Source organism: Aeromonas schubertii (genome assembly GCF_000820105.1).
GTDB lineage: Bacteria > Pseudomonadota > Gammaproteobacteria > Enterobacterales > Aeromonadaceae > Aeromonas > Aeromonas schubertii.
The window spans coordinates 225,067-246,031 of sequence record NZ_CDDB01000001.1 but is presented as its reverse complement, the minus strand read 5'-3'; the positions used below and the strand labels follow the sequence as shown (position 1 = coordinate 246,031).

Sequence of the window (20,965 nt, the reverse complement as noted above, 5' to 3'; positions counted from 1 at the left end):
CGACCCGAGCCCAGATGCGGGAAAGGGTATTCGAGTACATAGAGGTCGATTACAATCGACATCGCCTGCACAGCACTCTGGGTTACCAAACCCCAGAGGAGTTTGAGAAGGTAGCTGCTTAACCCGGTGTCCACGATTGCTGGGTCAGATCAGAATGGCATGTGCGTCCATCCAAATGGTCAACGAACCGCGTTGCACCAGGGCTTGGTTGTACTGTTGCCAGTTGCTGATCTTGTGCTTGGACTTGCCCATCAGATGCTCTCGGAGACCGCGCTACAGGATCAGATCACCGAGACGACAGATAGTTCCCCGATTTGAGCAACAAGGCCTAAAACATATACAGAACCGACATGTAGATGTCTATACTATATATATATCTGGATAGTTACTTACTAATTGATTATATATTTCACTATAATAAGCATCTGAGGCAATAACAATTGCATTAATCTCAGACAGATCTGCATTTTCAATTGCCACAACGGGAATATCATCTACGCCAACATATTTTTCTGCATTCTTGTCGATAAAAAACCTTGGGGAAACACCTATTGTTCTAAGCAGTCGTTTTATTCTTTCCCCTATATTCCCAGCCCCATAGATAGCGAATCTGTTATCATATTTTTTCACAATAGAAAAAATATGATTCAAACGCTCGTCATCAAACCTATAGCCAGTACCTAGCAAGCATCTTCTATAATCAAGAAACTCTTGAGATTTTATTGCGACAGACGAACTTGCAGACTTGGCGATTGATGTTACATGCTGACAAAGTATGAATAACTCCACATGCTTAGACATTAAACTAGTCACTTGTTTTAACTCACCTAAGTTGAGACTTTCTTCGAAGTGAGCTAATTTGGCTATAAGTTGAACAATCAAATTTTCAAGTTCATGAGGTATCGATGCTGGTCTATTATCCAACCGTAGTGACAAGCCAGACAAAATAGGCAAGATATGTGAAGAACGCAGCTTATCATCAGTATTTAATAAAGTAGACACATTGTATATCCACACATTAAATATTGCCTTTTTCATTTTCTCAACGTTGGTTGACATCGAACCAATATGTCGATGATATGCAACACCAATCTTATGTAGACTTATAAAACCTATATTGTTCAATGCCATCCTAAAGACAAGATCGTAGTCCTCGCACCCTCCACTAGTTCTTGAGGTGGTATCGAAACCCGCAATATCAATCAAGTCACTCTTGTAAAACAGATAAGAATGCACTGGTGCCAAGTTATCAATCATCAATGCGGGGAGCACATCTCCGAAAGCAGGATATACCTCCTGAGAGTTCCCGCTATCCTCATCAATCTCATTATAACCAATCACACTGATTATACCTGGTGAATTTCCCATACACGCAACTTGTGCACTCAAACATCCAGGTAAAAGTGTATCATCCGCATCAAGAAACTTTATTAGCCCGCCTTTAGCACTCTCTATTCCTGTATTTCTCGCGGCAGGAAGTCCTTGGTTCGACTGCCTAATCAATCTTATCGGAAAAGAATACTCTTTAGTTGGGATGGAAACTGGAGTAACTGAGCCATCATCAACAATGATCACTTCTATAAGATGATAATCCTGCTGCTGTATTGAGTCGATTGCTCGCTCAAGATATTTTTCCTGCTCATAGCAGGGAATAATTATGGAGATCAACATAGATTATTATCCCATAAGTTAAATTTCTTTTTACAACAAGGCATGAACATCATCAAAAGGAAATAACATTCCGTCTATCTAGAACAATTATCATGCCTTGCAAGTGAAAACAAACAACATCTACTTTACATTTTCCTTAGCACACTAATACAGTCCATATCACTCACAACCCAATCAATTAGCGTCTGGCTAACCACCTCAAAACCATGATGCTCAGCTATGAAGCAGATATCATCTTTCGATACATTACTTCTCCCACCAATATTAAGGCTCCATTGTTCAAAAACTCTCATATGATCAGCCAAGGATGCTAGGTTGGAGTGATGAATAAGTACATGTCCACGCGGATTTAATACACGACTAAATTCACTCAGATAGAAATCAAGACTCTTATATGAGAAGTGAACCATGGCATCCCATGAATAGATCAAACTCAAAGAACCACTAGCCTGCGGGAGTACACCAGCCGAATTACTCTGAATCTGTACATGAGGGAATGCACCAAAACGTTTTCGACAAAAATCAACCGCCTTAACACTGGCATCAACCAATTGCAGTTTTTTGCAACGCTCTTGCATTAGCTCAGCTACACGCCCTTCTCCACAGGCAAAATCAAGAACATTGCTATAATCCAGGTCTCTTTCCAGCTGTTCAAGAATAGGATTGATAAATTTTTTATATTGTATCTTGGCCGCAAGTTCAGCCGATTTATAATACGCCCCCCAATCATAACCCGCAGGTGTCGCTCTCAATCTAGCCTGGATAAGATCTAGAACGTCAATTCCTTGCGTATCATCTATTGAAATCAGCTTGGAGGCCGCGACCCCTTGCGCCAACAAATATTCTGTTATCTCGTCTTTGAACGCCTGAGAGGCGATTACGATCTGATCTGGCTGCTGCCAATCCATCATATTTGGGGGAAGACAAACATAATTTTCTTGCTGCTCTATTGCGCTAAACTTTCGATCCACAAGCCAAGCGGCGTTGCAATATTTAATAGCGCTAAGCTGGCTAAGAAAATTAGCACTTATCTCACCAGCACAATAAATGGCAATTGTTGCCCCTTTCTCCACACGATCGAAAGGAAACATCATGATATTCATTATAATACCCTATAGGATAAATATTTAAGAAATAGCAATAAAACTAAAGAAGTTATATGCTGATCAGGTCAGCACCAATTTCATCTAGAATTTCTGCACGGTAAGGAATCGATGCAATTAATACTGCGTCAATATTATTCTTGAGCAAGAGACAATCATTTATCCTTATCCCCATAAAGTCTCCGCATACATTTTTGTCTACAATATATTCCACTGAATATTTACCCATGTTTTTTATTATTTCATAACACAGGCGACGCCCTCTCTGGCCCGCTCCCCAGATAGCAATACGCGCCCCATCTGGAAATTTCGTTTTCAAACGTTCCAAAATATCCATGTCGTCTTGATCAAGATACGTTTGTAGTGGTTCGCATGCATATTCAGTCTCTGCTCGACTTGCGAGATAACTATCTTTGAAAGGGTGGGAACAATATATGTGCCAAGGTTTTTCCTGACCACAGAAGTGTACCAGGATAGGCGCGTTTATATCTTTTTCTGCAAAATGATTGGGTTGAGCATTCCATTTCTCATCTAAGTAAATAGCCTTATCCTCCAAAACAATGTTTAAGGCATCCTGATCATTGTGCTCAAAACCATTATTATCGACAAGTAAGCGTAATGCTTGTTTACTGATATGATTTTTCCGCCATTTCACGAGATCCATCAGCATGAAACCTGCATTGAAATACTTCCCAGAGGATATACCTCGCTCCTGTTGCTTCTCTTTATCACACCCTAAGATGTGGTCAGATACAACTGCGACGACTGCATCACCCATCTCTATGGACCAAAGTGGACTAATATCTCCGACCGCAATCATGTCTGCATCGATAAACAATACCTTCTCAGGGTCTCTCAAAACTTCAGGGATTGCAAACCTATAATAGGTAACTTCGTTTAACCTATTATTATATAAACAACTAATAGGGATATATTTATAATCAGGAAGTTCATCGTAAAATTGAATGGATATATTCGCAGAAGTCAACGCAGTTAGCTTAATTATGTTTTCTTTATTAAGCTTACCTAAAACATGACAATCTAATTGATAATCATGATTGAGGTGCTTACCCAGACTATGAATCAGAGCAGCCAAATGAACAGCAAAAAAGTTGTCAATACAGAAGGCGACATCAATTTTATTTTTCATATACTTACCTAGCCTAGTTAATCCAATGCAGAGTCAATCACCCAAAAATTTTCTCAAGCACTCGTTCTGGCTCACTTCTATATTTCCATGCATATTCATGGCGCTCATCAAAAAACCATTGACATTGAACGGACTCCGAAATGTAAGCATCGAAAAGAATCCAATTTCTGGCTCGCAAGAAATACAGTGCGGTGGAAAACAAAAGATGACTTTTCCCCCTCTGCACCAATAGCTCATCCATCCCTGCATGAAACGCTAGGTCACACGCAGCCAACATATCTTGCAAAGCAAGTTTACGGCGTTCTTCCGAAGCGCGGATAGATCCACATATGCTGCCATCATGGACTCTATAGCGTCCATACACCAGTGGAATACGATCTATACTTCCGCCCAAAAAATATGCATTTAGAATATGCCAAGAGTAGTCATTCACTACGTGGCAATCCAGATTCACCGCATCCAGCATCCTTTCATGCCGGCGAAAAGCGCAGGAACTGGTATTGAAAAAGAGTCCATACTGCACCAGATGCTCCGGCCCTGCACGCTCAGGGATGTACTTGGCATTGTAGTAATCCCTGCTGAATAGCGAGGTCATCCGATTAGATTCGCTATCAAATACCTCTGCTTCGTGATATACGAAGCCGCAATCAGGATACCTATCCAGATGATCTGCCAGCGCCTGCAGCTTACCCGGCAGTGCCAGATCATCACCATCGACATAAGCCAAATATTCGCCCAGAGCTTGAGCCAACAATGCGCGTATGGTCAGGCACACCCCGATATTTTTCTCGTTTTGCAAGACTCGCAGCCGCGGCCACTGGGCCGCCAGACGCTGCATGATGGACCAAGAGCCGTCGCTTGAACCATCATCGATGGCGATCACTTCGAAATCAAAATGGGTCTCCTGCGTGAGTAGGCTTAGCAGGCACGGCTCGATGAAGCGCTCGAGGTTATACACCGGCACCAATACACTGACTTTCATAGACATTTCCGCTGGAAAAACAGACAGAAAGGAGAGGGATGGGTGAATTTTGGCAAGGCTACCGCACGGTCCCTGTCAACCCCTCTCCCCTTTATAGGATGTTTTAAGGCAAGAGGCGTGCCAGTCCAATGTAATTCTTTGATCTGGCAGCAGTTGTGTGATGGGCACCCAATATTGAATGTCTAACGAACCATGCGACTGCAGGCCATGGGCAGCTCGATACCATCCCAGAACCAGTCAAACGCCAGTGCCTGCCCCGGCGCCACCACCCGGTCGATGCGCCCTCGGGCAGCCGTCAGGCGCTCACGCGCCGCCGGCAAGGATTCACCTAAGTAGACGCAGGTCTGCATCGACCAGGGCTGCGTCTGCACCGCTTCCCAGTTATCGGCCACCCACTCGGCAACTGTACCTCCTCCGATGTGTTGCAACGCTGAGGGCGTCGGCTGCGTCAAGACGGTGACGCCCGCCAACCTGGTGAGCGCATCGGTGCCACCGCCGGCGACATTCATCTGACACTGCACCAGTCGCTCCATGGCAAGCCGAGGATCGCCTGCGAAGGGGGCAAACGTCTCCTCAAGCAGACGCTGGCGCACCGCAGGCGGAGGACTCCCCAACCACACCAGGGTGGTGGGTGAGGCGCAGGCGAGCTGGTTAAAACGGGTGCAATCGAGGCGTAGCCCCTGCAGGGCGCGCTGCCAGCCGTGCTCGTCCAGCCCGGACAGCCAGCGGCTATCGATGAGTGCCAGCGAACGGCGATCCGGAAACACCACTTCCTGGGCGTGGGGCGCGAGGGGAATGGCGCGCACGGCACGGATGGTCTCATCGCCCCCCCAGATGATGCGAAGGGCGCAGCGCGCGCTCAGCCACCCGGTGATGGTCTCATCATGGCCGTAGCGGATAAAGCGGGTACGCTGGGCGATCGCTTGCCAACCGGGATCGGCAAACAGCTCGGCAAGGATCCGGAGCATGGCTTCTTGCTCGGGATCCTGCCGTGAAGAGAGACGCACCACGCTGGCGTTGCCCGCGAGCAGGGCCATCAGCCAGGAATAGAACGCCACGGTCGGCACGTTGGAAGGCACCAGGTGAAACACCACCCCGAGCGGGGCGCGGCCAGCCATGCGAGCGGCCTGTGGGGCCTGATTACGTTGCCGTAGCCAGAAGCCGAAGGCCGCCAGATCGGGCCAATCGCGCCCGACCTGTTGTAGACGCGCCGAGAGCGCGGCCAGAAACGAGATAATGACGGGCGCGGTGCAAGGGAGTGGCGCAGGCTCGAACGCCGCCCAACTGCTCTCTGGCAGTGCCATGGTGACCTCGGGGGCCAGGGTCCAGTCGTCCCCCATCGCCGCGCCGGCCAGGCCATCTATGAGAAGGTGTCGCTGCATCCCCGTACCTCGGCGCCACGCTGGCGCCCCAAAACCTCGAAATAGTGCCCCTTGCGACCGCATGGACAGTCATCGCGGCCCAGCAGCCGCCCCATGTCCTCGGTCAACAGGGAGTGCCCCGGGTAGCTCTGCGGGATCGCTGAAAGCACCTGCAGCAGCCCCGCCTGCCCCATCGGGAGCGGCGCGTGGGTCAGAGGATCGCGCACCAGCAGATCGGCAAACACAGGGGCGTGCAGGTGGCCCGCCTCACACTCGACAAACACCGAACCCACCTGCTCGACCATGCCGTAGAAGTTGTGCACCCGTGACAGCCCCAGCCGCTCGCGGCAGCGTCCCTTGAAGGCGGCGTTGTCCACCGCCAGGTGGGTCAGCTTCTTCCAGCCTCCACTGTGAAACAGCACGCCCTGCTCAAGGGGCAGTGTGAGTCCCCGCTCACGCAGCGGCTCAAGCAGGCACTGCCACACCATGAAGGTAAAACCAAACAGCAACACCGGCTGGCCGGCATATTTTTCACAAAACCCCTCGATAGCCGACCAGTTGGGTCGCATCTGCTCATCGAGGGCATAGGTGTGATCGCGCCCGAGAAACGATAGCCCCAGGGCACCGGCGCCACGGGCCGAGAAGCCCGCGCGGCTCTGAATGAGGGCCGGCTGCTCCACCAGCAGCATGGGCAGGCGCTGCTTGCCGACAAACTCTTGCAGGATCTTCACCAGCACCTTGCTCTGCAAGGCGGCGGTTTCCCGATCCAGCACGATCTGCGAGGGGGCCCCCGTGGTGCCCGAGGAGGTGAGCACCTTGAACACCTCCTGGTCCGGCACGCTCTGCCAGCGCGCCAGTTTAAAGAGGCGCGCCGCCAGATAGGGCAGACTCTCGTCATCGCCGGCCTCCCCCCAGCCATAGGCCGAGAGGATGTTGTCGTAAGGGGCACAGGCCGCCCTGTGCCGGGCAGTGAGGGCATTGAGGCGCCCAAGCAACAGGGCCGCTTTGTCGGCCTGGGGCAGGCCGAAGACGGGAGCGCTCAGTAGCTCGTTCATGGGTGCTCCAGCAGGGCCAGCAGGGCCGGATAGTCAATCTTGAGGTTGCTGCGCCGTGGCAAGGCAGCCACCACCTGCACCCGCACGCTGGCCGGCGTCACCTTGAGCCAGTGAGCGAGCGCCAACTGCAGGGCCTCGACATCGCCCTCCCCCTCCAGGGCCACCAGCAGCCGATCGTCGCGGCCCGTGGCCGCCCCCTGCACACCCTGGGTGTGCAGCCAGGCCTCAACTTCGGCCAGGCTCACCCGCTTGCCATAGAGCTTCAAGAAGCGGCTCAAGCGACCGGTGAGGTAAAAACGCCCCGCCTCGTCGCAACGGGCCAGATCGCCGGTGGCAAGCTGCCAGGTCTCGCGCCCGCGCGCCAGATCCGTCGCCTCGCTGGCATAACCCAGCATGACGCTCGGTCCCTCGACGATAAGCTCCCCTTCCCCGTCCGGCAGGCCTGGCTCGGGGCGCAAGAAGAGATGCCCCCCCGCAATGGCGCGGCCGATGGCACCGGGGGCCTCCAGCACCTCCTCGTGGCCAAGCCAGGCGATGCGCGGCCCCGCCTCGGTCTGGCCATACATGACGAAGAAGCGCCGCCCAAGGTTTACCGCCTCGCGGGCGAAGCGCTCGGCCAGGGCCGGCTCGAGCCGGCCCCCCGCCTGGGTCAGGGTGGTGAGGCTGGGGTGGCGCGACCAGTCGAAGCGAAGGCGCGAGAGCATCTGGTAGGTGAAGGGCACCCCGGCCACGCTGGTGACCTGAAGGGCATCGACCCGCTCCCAGAAGCCGCGCTCAAGCGGGCTTGCCTCGCACTGCACCAGGGAGGCGCCGGCGAGCAGGTGGCTGTTGAGCACCGACATGCCAAACGAATAGAAGAGCGGCAGGCTGGTGATGGCCCGCTCGCCCCCGTCGATGGCGAGGTAGGCACAGATGGCCTCGGCGTTGGCCTCGAGGCTCACCCGTGACAGTCGCACCCACTTGCTCCCCCCGGTGCTGCCCGAGGTGGGCAGCAGCACCGCCAGCTCGGGGTGGAGGGTCGGCGCGGCGCCCAGGCGCCGGCACTCCCCCTCCTCGGTCACCTGCACGCTCACGCCAAAGCGATGGCACAAGGGCACGGCCTCCTGGGACGGATCGGCCAACATGATGGCGTGGCCATCGCGCAGGGCGAGCAGGTAGTGCAGCAGGTGGCGAGTCGAGGTGATAAAAGGCAGGTAGACCAGCTGACGCCCGGCTGGGTAGCTGGTAGCCAGGGCGGCCACCCGCTCGGCCAGATCGCCGTAGCTGAGCCAGCCGAGCGCCGGATCCCACCAGGCGGGAGCCGGGTTGCCGGGGTAGAGGTGGGTGAGCAGGGCAGCCATCAGATCACCATGCCCCCGTCCACCCCGATCACCTGGCCGGTCACGTAACTGGCCAGATCGGAGGCGAGGAACAGGGCGACCCCGGCCACCTCGTCGGGGGTGCCGATACGCCCCATGGGGATGCTGGCGAGCCGCTCGGCGAACTTCTCGGGAGGGAGCGAGCGCGCCATGTCGGTATCGATAAAGCCGGGGGCAATGGCATTGACCCGCACGCCGCTGCCAGCCAACTCCTTGGCCAGAGAGTGCGTGATGCCGATCACCGCCGCCTTGCTGGCGCTGTAGGCACTCATGCCGGCGGCGCCGCGCGCCCCCATAATGGAGGCGAGATTGATGATGCTCCCCTTACCGCAGCGGGCCATCAGCCTGGCTGCGTACTGGCAGCAGTAGAAGGCGCCGAAGGTGTTCACCTCGAACACCCGGTGCAACATGGCGTCGCTGGTCATGCCGACCAGCCCCTCCTCCAGCACCCCCGCATTGTTGACCAGGATATCGAGTCGCCCCGCCTCTTTCAGGATCTGCCCGAAGGCGGCCTTGACCGCCGCCGGGTCCGCCACATCGAAACAGGCGGAGCGAGCCAGGGATGAAGCCCCCAACTCGGCAAGTGTCTCGCCGAGGCGCACGTCATCCCGGCCGTTGAGGTACACGGTGGCCCCGGCCGCCAGCAACTGGCGCGCAATGGCCAACCCCATACCGCGGCATGCGCCGGTGACCAGGGCAACACGTCCCTCGAGGCGCAACATCAGAGGGCCACACCGTATTTGGCGAGGATCGCACGTGCCTTGGCGACCGAGCTCATATCGATGATGTCATCGGTGTCGAGCAGGATGCCGTAGGCATCTTCCAACTGGGCGATGAGGCCCATATGGGCGACCGAGTCCCACTGGGGAATGGTGCTGTAAGTCAGTGCATCGGTGACCTGGTCGGCGTCAATACCGAGGGCGGTGGCGAACACCTGTTCAAGGGACATCATCGGAAAAACCTCCTCAGTAAGGCGTTGGCACTGTGATAATCGTCGGGAGACAGCGCCAGGGTAACAAATTCATCGTTCCGGGCCACGACACGGTAGCCGAGGCGCTCATTGAGACGCAGCGCCGCCTCGTTGCCGATGCGCACCCGGGTGTGGATGCTGGCCACCCGCAGGGTGTCGAAGGCGGCGTCCAGCTGCGCCAGGGCGGCAGCCACCGCCAGCATGGGATGGCGCACCTCGCTGTGACCGAGGTAGAGGCCGGCATCGACCCCCTCCTGCCCCTGCCAGGGCTGCCCCTCACACCCCTTGAGATTGACATACCCGGCACGCAGTCCACGGCACCAGACCACCCGGTGCCATTCGAACGGAGCCTGCTGGATGCGCTCGAACCAGGCTCGTTGCTGGGCAGGCAGGATCCGCCGGGTGTCCTGCATCTGCAGGCGCACCCCGTCGCTGTTGCGCCAGGCGCGCAAGGCGCGCAGATCGGGCGGCGTCACCGCTCGCAGTTCAATGCCATACTGCATGGCTGTGCCTCTCTCGCTGTTATCGGCCCCGGCCAACAGAAGTGAACACGGGCGATTACAAAATCGGATAGAAAGATATAATCTCAAAAAAATTAGACAGTTGTAACCAGTTTGGGGGCTCAATGGCCATCGCCATCATTCCCGCCCGTGGCGGCAGCAAGCGGATACCGCGCAAGAACATCCGGCCCTTCTGTGGCAAGCCCATGCTGGCCTACGCCATCGAAGCGGCCCGTCAGAGCGGCTGCTTCACCCACATAGTGGTCTCAACCGATGACGACGAGATCGCCGCGTGCGCCCGTGCCCTCGGGGCCGAGGTGCCGTTCTTGCGCCCACCGGCGCTGGCCGACGATCACACTGGCACCACCCCCGTCGTCATCGACACCATCGCGCGGCTGCAGGCGCTCGGTATCACCAGCGATCACTACTGCTGCATCTACGCTACCGTCCCCCTGATCGAAGTGGCCGACCTGAGCGCGGCCTATCAGAAGCTGACGGAAGGGGATGTCCCCTTCGTCTACTCGGTGGCGGAATTTGCCTTTCCCATCCAGCGCGCCGTGCGCATGGACGAGCGTGGCCACGTCACCCCCTTCTGGCCCGAGATGATGGCCAAACGCTCCCAGGATCTGGAGAAAGCCTATCAAGATGCGGGCCAGTTCTACTGGGCCACGCGGGAGGCCTGGCTCCATGGTCACACCCAAAGCGCCGGGCACCCGCTGCCCCGTTGGCGGGTGGTCGACATCGACACCGAAGAGGACTGGCACCTGGCCGAGCTCCTCTACCGCGCCCTGCACGGGGCCCCTTGATGCGCGTCGCCTTTCGCCTCGACGCCAACCCGGCCATCGGCCTTGGCCACCTGATGCGCTGCCTCGCCCTGGCCGACGCCCTGAGCCGGGCCGGGGCCGAGTGCCACTTCCTGTGCCACGAGCTGTCCGAGGCGCTTACCCCTCGCCTGGCACCACACCGGTTGCACTCGCTGGGGGACGCAGGCGATCTGGCACCGCTGGCCACACTTCGCCCCGACTGGTTGGTGGTGGATCACTATGGGCTGGACGCCGATTGGGAGCGCCGCGCCGCGCCCCTGTGTGGCCGGCTGATGGTCATCGACGATCTCGCCGATCGCCCCCATCAGGCCGACGTGCTGCTCGATCAGGGGCCGCTGCGCCAGGAGGCCGACTACGCCCCCTGGCTCAGCCCCGGCTGCCGGCTCCTGCTCGGCACCCGCTTCGCCCTGCTGCGCCCGGCCTTTCGTGCCCTGGCTAGGCAGGGGGTGGCCCCCTGGCGGCGAGGCCTCATCTGCTTTGGCGGCGCCGATCCGGCGGGGGCCTGTCTCACCACCTTGCAGAGCCTGGCCCTCACCCCCTGGATGACGCGCCTGAGCTGGACCCTGGTGGCCGGCGGCGCCAACCCCCATTGGGCCGAGATAGCCGCCTGGTGCCAGGCCCATCCCGACATCACCCTGCTGCGCGAGTCGCACCGGATGGCGGCACTGATGGCCGAGCACGATCTTGCCATCGGCGCCGCCGGCGGTATGACCTGGGAGCGCGCCTGCCTCGGGTTGCCGACCCTGGCGGTGCCCATCGTCGACAACCAGGTGTTCAACGACGAGGTGATTGCCCACTACCGCCTTGCCGAGCGGCTCACCCTGTCTGCACTGCACGAGCCGCATCTGCTCGACGAGGCGTTGACCCGCCTGCACGCCGATGCCGAGGGTTACCGGCAACGGGCCCAGGCTCTGGTCGACGGCCTCGGGCTGGCACGCCTTTGCGCCATCATGCTGCAACCGGCAGACCACGGCCTGCACCCGGTGGGGGGGCACTGGGCGTGGCGCAAGCCCGATCAGCCCCCTGTGCCCCTGACCCTGATCGGCAACCGCCTTCGCTGCGATGCCCCCGAGCGGCTCGACGCCGCCCAGTGGCGCGAGCTGGCACACGCCTTGCTCGCCTTTTTACCCGACCCAGAGCTGACGCTTGAGACACCGCCCCCCTGCCCTGCGCCCGCCCCCTGGCGAGCCGACTGGCATCTGGGTCAAGCCTGACACGAGGAACCATTATGCTGATCGACCGGCGCCCCATCGGCCCCGACCACCCGCCCTACGTGATTGCCGAGCTGTCGGCCAACCATAACGGTGACCTGGCGCAGGCCAAGGCCATCATGCGCCTGGCCAAAGAGAGCGGCGCCAGCGCCGTCAAGCTGCAGACCTACCGCCCCGACACCATCACCCTTAAGAGCGATCGCCCCGAGTTTCAGATCCACGGCGGCCTGTGGGATGGCCATAGCCTCTATGACCTCTATCAGTGGGCCCACACCCCCTGGGAGTGGCATGCCGAGCTGTTCACCCTCGGTCGCGAGCTCGGCATCACCGTCTTTAGCAGCCCGTTCGATCACAGTGCGGTCGACCTGCTCGAATCCCTTGATTGCCCGGCCTACAAGATCGCCTCCTTCGAGCTGGTCGACCTCCCCCTCATACGTTACGCCGCCCAGACCGGCAAGCCGCTCATCATGTCGACCGGCATGGCCGACGAGGCCGAGATCGCCGCCGCGGTCGACACCGCCCTGACCCACGGCAGCGGCCAACTCGCCCTGCTGCACTGCGTGAGCGGCTATCCGGCGCCGGCGGCCGAGTACAACCTGCGTACCCTCTCCCTGCTGCGCCAACGCTTCGGGGTCGAGGTGGGCCTCTCGGATCACACCCTCGGCAGCGCCACCGCCATCGCGGCCACGGCCCTTGGCGCCACCCTCATCGAGAAGCACTTCACCAAGGCTCGGGCCGACGGGGGGCCGGATTGCGCCTTCTCCATGGAGCCGGCCGAGATGCAGGCGATGATAGCGGCCGTCAACACCGCCCACGCGGCCCTCGGCCAGGCGGGCTTCACCCTCACCGAGAGCGAACGGGGTAACCGGGCGTTTCGCCGCTCTCTCTATCTGGTCAAGCCGATCGGCGCCGGCGAACGCCTCACTCCCGCCCATATTCAGTCGGTGCGCCCGGCCATGGGGCTCCCCCCGGCCGACTACGACCGCTTGATCGGCAAGCGGGTCACCGCCAGCCAACAGGCAGGTCAGCCACTGGACTGGGCATGGATAGAACAAGATGAATGAAGAGCTGCTGCGCCATCATCTGGCATTGATTGAGACACGTTGGCCGGCGCTGGCGGCCACCCTGGCCGAGGCGCAACTCGGGGATCTGCAGGTGGAGCTGTGCGAGGGGCTCGGCAGCACCCTGCGGGTCAACGGCATCCAGCTTACCAGCCGCCACGACCGGGTAGCCGAGGCCGAGCTTCAGGCCGCCAACCTGCCGGCGGCACGCACTCTGCACCTCTATGGCACCGGCCTTGGGGATCTGCAACGCACCCTGCTGGCACGTACCGATCTCGAGACTCTACACGTGCATATTCTCAATCACAGCCTGTTCACCCTGGTGCTGGCCCTGCTCGAGCAGGACGATTGGCTGCAAGACCCCCGGGTCAAGCTGACGTTGGCCAGCGACGAGCAAGAAATTGCCCTCCCCTTCTTCGCCCTGCCAAGCGAGCTCATCCTGGTGGAAGAGGGCGCCTCCCGGGTAAGAGACCGACTGGTGGGCGAGATCACCCTCCCCTTCGTCAATCGTCGCTTTACACCGGAAGATCCGACGCTACAGGCCCGCCTGCAAGGGAACCTTACCCTGCTCGCACAGGATGGGGACGTCACCGAGCTCTTTGGTTCCGAGTCGGGTAGGCGGGCGTTGATTCTGGGCTCGGGCCCCACCCTGTCCGATCATGTTGCCGAGTTGGCCACTCTGGTGGCTCGCCCCGAACGCCCCTTGATCATTGCGGCCGATACGGCCTGCCGCACCCTCTTTGCCCACGGCATCACCCCGGATTGGGTCGTCTCTATCGACCATCAGATCTGGGGCGATCGTCTCCCCCCCGCAGACTGTGGACTGGTCTACTTCCCGCTGGTGCCAAACTCGACCCTGCAAGCCTGGCAAGGGCGACGCTTTGCCGCTTACTCGCCCAGCCCGCTCTATGCCTCGGTACGCCAACAGCATCCCAAGGGAGAGCTCTTCTCCGGGGGGAGTGTCATACACGTTGCCACCGATCTCGCCGTTCGTATGGGTTGTAACGAGCTGGTCTTGCTGGGGGTGGATCTGGCCTTTGTCGGGGAGCGAACCCATAGTGGTTGGTCCCCGGGAGAGCTGGGCTCCTGCAGCCAAAGCAGCAAGCACTGGGTTCTCAACGGCCATGGCCAACGGGTTGCCACCAGCGTCAACTTCGCCACCTACCGGGCACAACTCGAACGCTACATCGCCGCCCATCCCGATGTTCATTTCTATAACGCGACTCGCGAGGGCGCCGATATTGCGGGTTGCCCCTATCTTCCGGAGGCACTGCGATGACGCCCATTGACGAGCTGCAACGACTCGCCCACCAATTCAGGCTTGGTCTCTCGCTGGAGGCGACACAAGAGCTGCCAAACCGGCTACAGCAACTGATGGACGCTTATGCAGACAGACCCGAGCTGGCTCACCCCTTGAGCCGGATCATGAGCGCCTTGCTAGGCTGTCAGGAGCGGGAGGATTGGCTGGGATTGGCGGATTGGCTGGAATACGAGCTGGTTTCACTGCTGAACCAACCCTCTTCACAGGCAGGAACAAAATGAGAAGGCCATCCTCCGGGATGGCCTTGGATTTATCATGATATCAGGGTCGAACCATAGGGAAGATCCGGCACCACCCCCTGATGCTCCCCCTGCACATAGTCGAGTGCACAGGGGTACATCCGCTTCATTCTCTCGAAGAACTCCAACAACAGGGGACGGTTCTCATTGACCAGCTGCATGGAAGTCGCCTCATCGCTGCCGCAATAAGCCATGTTGATCATCAAAGAGAAGAGATAGTTAAACTCACCGAACAAGACCCTGTGAATAAAGGCGTGGCGTGTCGCAATCAGCGGCTTGATAAAGCTGGTGCAGAGCTGACAGGCGGCCACCACCTCACGGCGAGTCCCCATCTCTCGGAACCAGATATGCATTACCCTATCCAGCAACCCATCGAAGAGCTCGGGATCCATGTAACTCAGGATCTCGTCGCGCCCCAGAGCAATAGGCTCGGCGTGCTGTGTCAACAGGGCATCGACCAGGGCTCCTTTGTCGACAGGCGGGTAATTCAGCGGTAATGCATCCGCATGACACGGCTGTGCCCCCCTCAACATGGCACCATCGCTACAGTTGTAGACGTTGACCTCATTGAAATGGGTAAGCAACACCTCGGCACTGAGGATCGATTGAGTGAAGAGCTTGTTGGTCTGCACCTCGCCCCCAAAATTTGCCGGGCGCCAGTGCTCACCGATAGCCAATGCCATCTGGGCAAACGCCTCCAGTGGGTTTCCATCGGCGTCATAATAACTGCTCAGCCGCGAGTGATGGTGCCCTTCACTCCTGAATCCATTATCCACACCGAACAGACAGATATGGCGAAACCCCAAATGCAGGGGAACGCTCAGCCCCAGATTCCCCACCAGGGGGTTAGCACAGTCAAAACCTATGTAGCGGGCCATGGTGCGATTATTGGTGGCAAACAGACAGCAGGGAGAGTCATCAATCTTGAAACCAACCACGACCCGCTTGAAGAAGGCTCGAGTCTTGGGGTGGATGATATCAGTGGCGATCATTGGAATATCGGCCAGATAGTCATTGATCCCCAAGGATGCCAGATGCTCCGAAACATTCGTGGCCCGCTCAATCGCTAGGTAGAAATCGGGTTTTATTCCGGCACGATAGAGTGACCAAATGGCCGTGCCGCAGGCGATGATCAAGGCGCCGGACTGGTGAGCACGGATATAGTCGATATCCCGGTCGAGCGAGGGGCCGTTGGCCACCACAAAGACGGGCACCTCACTCAGTCGCTTGGCAAGAGGGCGGTCACTTCGGAAAAATGGCACCCCGTCGGAGATGGTGCGATAAGCATTGGCCAATCCGAACAGGTTGTCATCGAAGAACCCCCACCCCATGCTAAGCGCATGGAACTCTTCGGAAATACGGCGCTGTAGCGAGATAATGGGTTTGGATCCGTAGTGGGCAAACCCCATCATGGTCGTAATGAGATAGGAACCATCTCTAAACAGGGCGGTGCGAAAATCCGCCATGATGGACTCTTCATCCTGCCCAAGAAAGAGGTGCAGGCCGAGGCCATTGCTCTGGATATATTCAAGCAAGGGGGCCCAATCGAAGGTAAAGAGCGAGGCAAAGAAAATATCCATATCCGGCTCAACCAGATAGAGATTCTCCGGTATGCATTGCTCGTAGAGATAACCGAGGTGATAACCCAGCCCCACCCCGAACAGCAGCATGAAGGGCACATCTCCCGACATGCAGACAAGAGGCTCGAAAGATTCATCCTGACGAAACCGCTGGAGACGCCTCGCCAGCTCATTGACGTAGAGCATATGTTGCTGCTTGAAGGGGTCCCATTGAGGCTCGAAACCGTAGCGGATTAACTTGTGCTCATGGAGGACTGCATGGATCTGTGCCTGGCAATAGTCAAATGGATTCTCAGGGTACAGATTCTCATCACTCTCTTTCCAGTGAAGATTGGGAATGCCGTTGTGGTTACAGAAAATGGAGAAGGGGCGACGCGGCTCATAATCCTCAAAAAGTTGAGCAATATCAGGCAACCACTTCTCAAACGCCGACATGTTTTCAGCAAAGCGAATGGGCATGATCTCTTGCAACGCCTGCATTTGGGCCTGCTGCTGTTCGAGACGGGCCAACTCTTCCTCGGCGGCTCGGAGTCGCTCTTCAATATTCATGCTTCACCTGATGCTGTTGTAGAGATCGATCGCTTTATGGCGCTTTCCCAGCTGAGAGAGTTTGTCAGACACACGCTCGTGCAGTTCATTGAGGCGTGTAATAACCTGGTTGTCCAAGGAAAGCAGCTTATCTCTGTGGTCCGGTTCGATATCATCAAAGGGAGGACGAAGGCGTTCAATCAGCTCATCACGCCGGTCAAAAAGCGAGAAGAGGAGTTCGGGTTCGAACTCCTCTACACAGGCAGCCAGTAATGCCTCATCGACCTCTATCAAGGTATTCACGAGGGCGGCGTTCAAGAGGTTTCTCCTTGATGTCGCTGCTGATACGCCTTCTGCTTCTCCGCCTCGGGGATCTGATCCCATGCGGCCTTCACGGGCAGTAGCAAGCTGATGGCCTGATCAAGGGGAGCCACATCCATGGAGACTGAGGCCTCCGTCAGCAGCGCCTTGATACTCTCGTAAAACGCATAGAAATTACCGCTGATCTCTTTTTGATCAGGGTCAAGGGCATCCTGCAAGCCATTGATGATGGCGTTGGCTGCCGAGATCAGGGTTGCTTTCTGCTCAAAATCCCGGCGTTCGATGGCCCCCTTGGCTTTGGCAATGCGCTCCAGAGCACCTTGCATCAGCAACTGGATCACACGATGAGGGTCCGCAACTGCCAGCTCGGCTTCCAGAGAGCTCTTCTGGTAGGCCTTTACTCCCTTGTTGTACATCTTTATCTCTCTTTACAAGTCACTTAGATGCCGCTGAGCAGCATGGAATTCAGAGCGCTGGAGCTGGAGTTCATGCGAGCGATCATCACATCCAGATTGGCATACTTGGCCCGCAGCCCTTTCTCATACTTTTCCATTTCATCGGCGAAATCGGCGCGCTCTTTAGTGTAGCCTTTCACTTGAGTATTCAGTTGCTCTTCCCGTTTGGCCAACAAGCCAGATGATTTTGTATACTCTTTTAATTGAGGCACCAGCTTTGTCGACAAGCCATTATCGCCGGAAAAAATATCAGTCACCTTGTCGAATTCATTTTTCAGAGCGTTATCCAGTTTGGTGTTATCAATAGAGAGGCGCCCATCCTTGTCCATCTTTATGCCGATGTTGAACAGAGTGCTACTATTGTCACCCGTTCCCTCTCCCATCGTCTTAAACAGCATATTTCTAATGGCGTAGATAGAGGCATCACCGGGTAGCAAGCCACCATCGTCCTGTTTCTTTCCATTGACATAGGTGCCACGCTTACTGAGGTCATCCATTTTCCCCATCAAATCATTATATGACTTGACAAAGGCCTCAATATTTTCCTTTGCCTTTTTGGTATCGTTGGACACCGTCATCTGGGTGGCTTTAGGCTTGCCTAATGCATCATTTTCACTGAGTCGATTAATAGTGAACGTCAGATCCTGCACTACGTTTTCAAATTTATTGCTGTCATGGGAGATATCGAGCCCATTAATATTGACCAATGCATTCTCGGCCGGCAAGGTTACATCCATTTTTGCGTTGGGACCCGTCGTCTGAAACTTTTCCAACTCGGCTGTGCTCGCCGTAATAGAAAGGTCATTGCCCGCCCCCGTCTTGGCGGAGTCAACGATGAGGCGACTCTTGCCATTTTCGTTGATAAGGTTGGCCGAGACGCCATATTCCTTACCGGCCTCATTGAGCTTGCTGCGTAGCGTCTCCAGGGTATCACCGGCCTTGAGCTCGACATCGAAAGTCTTGCCATCGACGGCAAAGGTCAATGTTCCGTCTGCCGTAGCCACGACGTCTTTGGAGGAGGTGAAAGTCCCATCTTTGGAGGTATAGCGGGAGCCTGTGGCCATCTGAGTGACTTTGATATCATAACTACCGGCACTTGCGGTGTTTTTGGCTTCGACACTCAGGAGGGGATCATCGGCATTCTGCTTGACAGTGACCATTTTACCGGCAAAGTCACTGGGCTTGGACATTTTCTCAAGAGAAGAGACAAAGGTAGAAAGGGCAGACTTTAGTTGACCAACACCGGAGAGTGTAGTTTTGGCCAGCGTCTCACGTCCCACGATCTGTTTTTCAAACTGGGTGCGTTTTACATTCAGCTGTGAGGTAATCAACTCTTCAAGCGGCAGCCCAGAGCCAACCCCGGCAAAAGTCCCCATTTCTACATCCTCTCATCTATACGGATTGGTCGAAGAGCAGCCCTTTCACCTGCTCACCGAATTCACTCTCCTGAAGTGTTTTCAATCTCTTTGACAACGCCAGCAGTTCTTCACTCGGAATCTGACGAATCAACTCTTTCGAGTCCTTATCAAACACCTTAATGACAGTCTTGCTCAGCTCCTTGTCCATCGAGATGTTGAGATACCACCCCTTCGTCTGGGCGATCTCCTGCAACTTTTGTACCTGTTTTTCAACAGCTTCGGCCGAAATGTGCTTGCTCTCGTTCGGGCCTGTCGGCTTTGGCTGAACGGTCGTTGCAGTTGCCTCCTTATGTTGTACCAAAGGGAAGGCGGCGGCCTCCGGGCCACCCCCTTCCCTCGTCGTGGTCAACACAACAGAGGAGGCTTTGTCAGGATTGACCATGGTCATGATAGCCTCCTACCTGCATTACCCTTAACGCAGCAGTGACAGGGCGCTGGTCGGACGTTGGTTAGCCTGAGCCAGTACACTGGAGGCCGCCTGCTGCAGAATGTTGCTCTGGGTCAGGTTGGCAGTCTCTACGGCAAAGTCGGCATCGCGAACCCGTGAGCGAGCACCCGAGAGGTTCTCGGAGATGTTCGACTGGTTACGGATGGTCGATTCGAGACGGTTTTGAACCGCACCCAACTGTGCACGCTGGGAGTCCACCTTCTGGATCATCTTGTCGATGCCACCGAGTACGGACTGGGCGTTGGTAGAGGTACTGATATCAACCTTGGTAGTCGCACCGGATCCACTCGTTGCCAGGGTAGAGCCAGAAGCCGTCTTCAAGCCATCGACGGAGAACGCGATGGTCAGTTTGAAAGAGATGGTCTGGTTAGCGTCGGAGCCCACCTGGATTTTGACTTCACCGGCAGTACCGTCGAGCAGCTTCTTGCCACCGAAGGTGGTGTCGTTAGAGATACGGGTGATCTCCTCGGACAACTGGTCGACTTCCTGCTGCAGTGCGGTACGGTCGGCAGTGGTGTTGGTACCGTTAGCAGACTGGGATGCCAGGGTACGCATACGCTGCAGCATACCGGTCACTTCTTCCATCGCCCCTTCAGCGGTCTGAGCCATGGCAATACCGTCGTTAGCGTTACGGTTACCCTGGTTAAGGCCATTGATCTGGGAGGTCATACGGTTGGAGATCTGCAGACCTGCGGCGTCATCTTTGGCGCTGTTGATACGCAGACCCGAGGAGAGGCGCTGGTAAGCGGTGTCCAGATTCTTGTTGTTGTTCAGCAAGTTACGCTGAGCATTCAGCGAGGACACGTTAGTGTTGATAAATAAAGACATGATATTTCTCCTAATTCATACACAGAGCAGGCCTCGCGGTTTGCCAGCCCTCTTGCTCCAGGAAGACACAGAAGTTGAACAGGCTTCTATGCCTCCATTGGCAGATCCAACTTGAACGGAGCCGGACCTGCCGTAGCGCAAAATTTCAGGAGTCCCGAACACCCTTGTTTTGCTTACCCTGTTTAGCGGCATTGATGGAGATAACTTTAGGAAAAAAATTGCCGCCCCCGACCACTTTTTGCCATCTCCCTTCTGGGGGGACGGTTGAGATGTTTTTTTGACTCAAGACGGGGGCGTCGGAGGGTGGTGACGACTCTATGACGCTATAGTGTCACTCATCCTCATCTCATGGAGTGGCGTGCTTGCCAAAGAGCCCCACTCGAGGCACATGATAAACGCGAAAAAGTGGCACGTTATGTGCTTTGCTATGGAACACATATAAAAAGGGCCGACACAAGGTCGGCCAACGAGCTTTAGCTCAGGAGAATTCTTGGCGAGTGATGGATACATTTGTATACCAAGCTCGCTGAGCTTTAAAGACTACCATAGTTGTGGCGGATCAGAGACATGATATCCCGAAC

General features: G+C 56.3%; 22 protein-coding genes and 1 pseudogene. 6 read left to right on the top strand and 17 right to left on the bottom strand.

The annotated features are described in order from the left end of the window. Window positions 1-122: IS3 family transposase (locus BN1133_RS19440; RefSeq protein ID WP_157432330.1), on the top strand; the 122-nt coding region annotated here is incomplete at its 5' end. A 31-nt stretch (window positions 123-153) separates the two neighbouring features. Here BN1133_RS19440 and BN1133_RS19925 read toward each other — a convergent pair. From BN1133_RS19925 to BN1133_RS01030, 11 genes and pseudogenes are all read right to left on the bottom strand, one after another. Then, window positions 154-252: pseudogene (locus BN1133_RS19925) on the bottom strand (IS5/IS1182 family transposase); the annotation flags it as partial. 108 nt (window positions 253-360) lie between these two features. Beyond that, complete coding sequence (locus tag BN1133_RS19435; protein ID WP_082177845.1) at window positions 361-1,671, bottom strand: glycosyltransferase family 2 protein; 1,311 nt, start codon at window positions 1,669-1,671, stop codon at window positions 361-363. 125 nt (window positions 1,672-1,796) lie between these two features. Continuing rightward, window positions 1,797-2,774, bottom strand: coding sequence for a class I SAM-dependent methyltransferase (locus BN1133_RS01070; protein ID WP_050664708.1), 978 nt, complete (start codon window positions 2,772-2,774; stop codon window positions 1,797-1,799). Window positions 2,775-2,826: 52 nt separating this feature from the next. Continuing rightward, a complete protein-coding gene (locus BN1133_RS01065) occupies window positions 2,827-3,924 on the bottom strand; it encodes a glycosyltransferase family 8 protein (protein WP_050664707.1) in 1,098 nt (365 codons plus the stop codon). A gap of 37 nt (window positions 3,925-3,961) precedes the next feature. Beyond that, window positions 3,962-4,906 (bottom strand): glycosyltransferase family 2 protein, encoded by a 945-nt coding sequence (locus tag BN1133_RS01060; RefSeq protein WP_050664706.1) that lies wholly within the window; start codon window positions 4,904-4,906, stop codon window positions 3,962-3,964. A gap of 182 nt (window positions 4,907-5,088) precedes the next feature. Next, on the bottom strand, window positions 5,089-6,288 hold the full coding sequence (locus BN1133_RS01055; RefSeq protein ID WP_050664705.1) for an acyl-CoA reductase: 1,200 nt from the start codon (window positions 6,286-6,288) through the stop codon (window positions 5,089-5,091). Further along, complete coding sequence (locus BN1133_RS01050; protein WP_005353174.1) at window positions 6,267-7,322, bottom strand: LuxE/PaaK family acyltransferase; 1,056 nt, start codon at window positions 7,320-7,322, stop codon at window positions 6,267-6,269. Before BN1133_RS01050 ends, BN1133_RS01055 begins: the two co-directional genes overlap by 22 nt. After that, entirely contained in the window at window positions 7,319-8,662 is a 1,344-nt protein-coding gene (locus tag BN1133_RS01045) for an AMP-binding protein (RefSeq protein WP_050664704.1), read from the bottom strand. Before BN1133_RS01045 ends, BN1133_RS01050 begins: the two co-directional genes overlap by 4 nt. Then, window positions 8,662-9,402 (bottom strand): SDR family NAD(P)-dependent oxidoreductase, encoded by a 741-nt coding sequence (locus tag BN1133_RS01040; protein WP_050664703.1) that lies wholly within the window; start codon window positions 9,400-9,402, stop codon window positions 8,662-8,664. Before BN1133_RS01040 ends, BN1133_RS01045 begins: the two co-directional genes overlap by 1 nt. Further along, entirely contained in the window at window positions 9,402-9,629 is a 228-nt protein-coding gene (locus tag BN1133_RS01035) for an acyl carrier protein (RefSeq protein WP_197273638.1), read from the bottom strand. Before BN1133_RS01035 ends, BN1133_RS01040 begins: the two co-directional genes overlap by 1 nt. Further along, the gene (locus tag BN1133_RS01030) at window positions 9,629-10,153 is read right to left on the bottom strand and encodes a GNAT family N-acetyltransferase (protein WP_050664701.1); all 525 of its coding nucleotides are present in this window, start codon (window positions 10,151-10,153) and stop codon (window positions 9,629-9,631) included. Before BN1133_RS01030 ends, BN1133_RS01035 begins: the two co-directional genes overlap by 1 nt. 122 nt (window positions 10,154-10,275) lie before the next feature. Here BN1133_RS01030 and pseF point away from each other — a divergent pair, with 122 nt between their 5' ends. The 5 genes from pseF to BN1133_RS01005 are packed head-to-tail and all read left to right on the top strand — an operon-like array spanning window position 10,276 to window position 14,788. After that, on the top strand, window positions 10,276-10,956 hold the full coding sequence (gene pseF, locus BN1133_RS01025) for a pseudaminic acid cytidylyltransferase (RefSeq protein WP_050664700.1): 681 nt from the start codon (window positions 10,276-10,278) through the stop codon (window positions 10,954-10,956). Further along, a complete protein-coding gene (gene pseG, locus BN1133_RS01020; RefSeq protein WP_050664699.1) occupies window positions 10,956-12,188 on the top strand; it encodes a UDP-2,4-diacetamido-2,4,6-trideoxy-beta-L-altropyranose hydrolase in 1,233 nt (410 codons plus the stop codon). The genes pseF and pseG overlap by 1 nt, the downstream gene beginning before the upstream one ends. 14 nt (window positions 12,189-12,202) lie before the next feature. Continuing rightward, window positions 12,203-13,249, top strand: coding sequence for a pseudaminic acid synthase (gene pseI / locus BN1133_RS01015; protein ID WP_050664698.1), 1,047 nt, complete (start codon window positions 12,203-12,205; stop codon window positions 13,247-13,249). Beyond that, complete coding sequence (locus tag BN1133_RS01010; protein WP_050664697.1) at window positions 13,242-14,525, top strand: motility associated factor glycosyltransferase family protein; 1,284 nt, start codon at window positions 13,242-13,244, stop codon at window positions 14,523-14,525. Before pseI ends, BN1133_RS01010 begins: the two co-directional genes overlap by 8 nt. Continuing rightward, window positions 14,522-14,788, top strand: a complete 267-nt coding sequence (locus BN1133_RS01005) for a hypothetical protein (RefSeq protein ID WP_050664696.1) — start codon at window positions 14,522-14,524, stop codon at window positions 14,786-14,788. The genes BN1133_RS01010 and BN1133_RS01005 overlap by 4 nt, the downstream gene beginning before the upstream one ends. Window positions 14,789-14,820: 32 nt before the next feature. On the opposite strand, the gene BN1133_RS01000 is transcribed toward BN1133_RS01005, so the two are convergent. Genes BN1133_RS01000 through BN1133_RS00975 form a run of 6 tightly spaced genes read right to left on the bottom strand, consistent with a single transcriptional unit; the run spans window position 14,821 to window position 20,384 of the window. Continuing rightward, window positions 14,821-16,935 (bottom strand): motility associated factor glycosyltransferase family protein, encoded by a 2,115-nt coding sequence (locus tag BN1133_RS01000; protein WP_082177844.1) that lies wholly within the window; start codon window positions 16,933-16,935, stop codon window positions 14,821-14,823. Window positions 16,936-16,938: 3 nt separating this feature from the next. Next, window positions 16,939-17,232, bottom strand: a complete 294-nt coding sequence (locus BN1133_RS19430) for a flagellar protein FliT (RefSeq protein ID WP_082177843.1) — start codon at window positions 17,230-17,232, stop codon at window positions 16,939-16,941. Then, complete coding sequence (gene fliS, locus BN1133_RS00990; protein WP_050664693.1) at window positions 17,229-17,651, bottom strand: flagellar export chaperone FliS; 423 nt, start codon at window positions 17,649-17,651, stop codon at window positions 17,229-17,231. The genes BN1133_RS19430 and fliS overlap by 4 nt, the downstream gene beginning before the upstream one ends. Before the next feature lie 23 nt (window positions 17,652-17,674). Beyond that, window positions 17,675-19,066 carry a flagellar filament capping protein FliD gene (fliD, locus tag BN1133_RS00985; protein ID WP_050664692.1) on the bottom strand — a complete coding sequence of 464 codons (1,392 nt, stop codon included), beginning with the start codon at window positions 19,064-19,066 and terminating at the stop codon, window positions 17,675-17,677. Between the two features lie 16 nt (window positions 19,067-19,082). Next, window positions 19,083-19,496, bottom strand: a complete 414-nt coding sequence (locus BN1133_RS19425; RefSeq protein ID WP_231686217.1) for a flagellar protein FlaG — start codon at window positions 19,494-19,496, stop codon at window positions 19,083-19,085. Between the two features lie 24 nt (window positions 19,497-19,520). Beyond that, the gene (locus tag BN1133_RS00975; protein ID WP_050664691.1) at window positions 19,521-20,384 is read right to left on the bottom strand and encodes a flagellin N-terminal helical domain-containing protein; all 864 of its coding nucleotides are present in this window, start codon (window positions 20,382-20,384) and stop codon (window positions 19,521-19,523) included. Between the last annotated feature and the right edge of the window lie 581 nt (window positions 20,385-20,965).